At 51.7% G+C, this 2,546-nt stretch carries 3 protein-coding genes; 1 reads left to right on the top strand and 2 read right to left on the bottom strand.

Annotated features, from left to right (window positions below; genetic code table 11):
- Positions 1 to 433, bottom strand: a 433-nt coding sequence (locus FN633_RS04565) for a DUF3289 family protein (RefSeq protein ID WP_154058826.1), incomplete at its 3' end; no start/stop codon positions are given.
- A gap of 356 nt (positions 434 to 789) precedes the next feature.
- Entirely contained in the window at positions 790 to 1,653 is an 864-nt protein-coding gene (locus FN633_RS04560; RefSeq protein WP_154056894.1) for a YicC/YloC family endoribonuclease, read from the bottom strand.
- 124 nt (positions 1,654 to 1,777) lie between these two features.
- On the opposite strand from FN633_RS04560, the gene rph reads away from it, so the two are divergent.
- Entirely contained in the window at positions 1,778 to 2,494 is a 717-nt protein-coding gene (gene rph, locus FN633_RS04555) for a ribonuclease PH (RefSeq protein WP_154056893.1), read from the top strand.
- Positions 2,495 to 2,546: the final 52 nt, after the last annotated feature.

The raw sequence follows: 2,546 nt of genomic DNA, 5'->3' as shown, positions 1-2,546 counted from the left end.
CTGTGCTATTTTGTTGAAACCTATCATTAACAATAATCTCCTTCAACGCCCTGTCCAGCAACATATCACGGAAAGGCGCGCCGTTGCCATACTGCATGTGCGTGATCATTTTATCGATCAGGTGACGGTAAGGGCTGAACAGAGCAAACATACGAGAAAGGTGGCGGAATTCATCAAACAAAATTCTGACGCACTGCTGCGGGGTCATTTTAGTCGTATCGCCTCGATAACCATACGGCATCAGCTGAGACTGGCTGAAAGGTATAACCTTCGTCAATGTATAAGGATTGACGCGGGTGGACACATTTTCCAGATGATAGTGTTTTCTGAGTTGTGCTTCGGTTAAGTCATCATAGCGCATGTCTCTGGCCCCGTAGTCATCCATCCATTTCTGGGTTTTGAATATGGTACACGGGAATTGAAGTGCCGTCATAATGTTAACTTCCTTGTACTGGTATCGCTGTATGTAAATAACACACGTTTAACAAATAGAACGTGGTGTTGGATAAGCAATGCATTCCCGGCAGCTTACCCTAAGCATTATTTTAAATATGAATTATTAGTGCGGTTTTTTTCTTAATTGTGGAGCCAAAGTAGCATGTTGTATTAATAATAAATGACGTTACAAGAGTCGTTATTTTATACGCTGACTAATTACTTTTATAAGTTACAGCTTTAACTAATAAATAAATTCATCAGCTATTTTCAGTACTGCGATAAAAAACATAAAGGCCATCTTTTACAATGGCCTTTTGATTTAGCTAGAGCAAGATAAGCTCGCGTTAAGCATCACTCAATATTCTGGATCTGCTCGCGCATCTGCTCGATCAGCACCTTAAGCTCGATAGCAGAGGTGGTGATATCAGCATTGATAGACTTCGACGCCAGGGTGTTCGACTCGCGGTTGAACTCCTGCATCATAAAGTCCAGGCGGCGGCCTACGGCCTCTTTCTTCTTCAGAATGTTGTAGGTCTCTTTCACATGCGCGTCGAGACGGTCTAGCTCTTCAGCGACGTCGATGCGCTGAGCCATCAGTACCAGCTCCTGCTCAAGACGGTTATTCTCCAGCTGCACCTGAGCATCTTCCAGCTTGGCAACCAGACGCTCGCGCTGCCACTTCAGTACTTCCGGCATCTGGGCGCGTACTTTGGTGACTTCTGCGCTAACACCTTCCAGGCGCTGCTCAATCAGGCTCTTCAGCGCCTGACCTTCGGTCTCACGGGCGATGATAAAGTCATCCAGCGCGCCGTCCAGCGCAGAGAGGATTTCAGCGGTAATCGCGTCCAGATCCTGCTCCTGAGCGGCCATCACGCCCGGCCAGCGCAGAATATCAACCGGGTTAATTTCACCCTCGTCGCTCTGCATTTTGACCCAGTTCGCGGCTGTGACCAGCTGTTTAGCCAGTTTTTCATTGAGAATCAGCTCGCTTTGCGCGCTGACGTCCGGCTCAAAGCGCAGGTTACATTCGATTTTGCCGCGGGTCAGACGGGTACGGATACGCTCGCGTACTACAGGCTCAAGGCTGCGGAACTGCTCCGGCAGGCGAAACCACGTCTCCAGATAGCGCTGGTTAACCGAGCGTAGTTCCCAGACTGCGCTGCCCCATTCACCCTTGATTTCACGCCGGGCGTAGGCTGTCATACTGCGGATCATAGACGTTCCTGTTTTTAAAGAGGAGATGGGGGGATTATAGCTTTCGGGGCCTTCTCAAGATAGGAATAAGCGTATTTAGTCCGTATAATGCGCAGCCACATTCGTAAAAGCCGGAGAAATCATCATGCGTCCAGCAGGCCGTAGCGCTAATCAGGTGCGTCCCGTCATCCTGACCCGAAACTATACAAAACACGCTGAAGGTGCCGTGCTGGTTGAATTCGGTGACACTAAAGTTCTGTGTACCGCCTCTATCGATGAAGGCGTGCCGCGTTTCCTGAAAGGCCAGGGCCAGGGGTGGATCACCGCTGAGTATGGCATGCTGCCGCGCGCCACCCATACCCGTAACGCCCGCGAAGCCGCGAAAGGCAAGCAGGGTGGCCGTACGCTGGAGATCCAGCGCCTGATCGCCCGCTCTCTGCGCGCCGCCGTAGACTTGAAAGCGCTGGGTGAGTTCACCATTACCCTCGACTGCGACGTGATCCAGGCCGACGGCGGCACGCGTACTGCCTCTATTACCGGTGCGTGCGTGGCGCTGGCGGATGCGCTGAACAAGCTGGTTGCTGCCGGCAAGCTGAAGACCAACCCAATGAAAGGGATGGTGGCTGCGGTCTCCGTGGGCATCGTCAAGGGCGAAGCAGTGTGCGATCTGGAGTATGTTGAAGACTCTGCCGCCGAAACCGATATGAACGTGGTAATGACCGAAGATGGCCGCATGATCGAGGTGCAGGGCACCGCCGAAGGCGAGCCGTTCACCCATGAGGAGCTGCTCTCGCTGCTGGCGTTGGCCAGAGAGGGGATTGAATCCATCGTAGCGACGCAAAAAGCGGCGTTAGAGAAATAGTTTTTAAGGGCGACCATTGAGTCGCCCTTTTTTTACGCGTCATACTTCACGC

It is taken from the genome of Pseudescherichia vulneris (assembly GCF_902164725.1).
Classification (GTDB): Bacteria; Pseudomonadota; Gammaproteobacteria; order Enterobacterales; family Enterobacteriaceae; genus Pseudescherichia; species Pseudescherichia vulneris.
The sequence above is the reverse complement of the archived record's forward strand: the minus strand, read 5'-3'. Positions and strand labels throughout refer to the sequence as shown.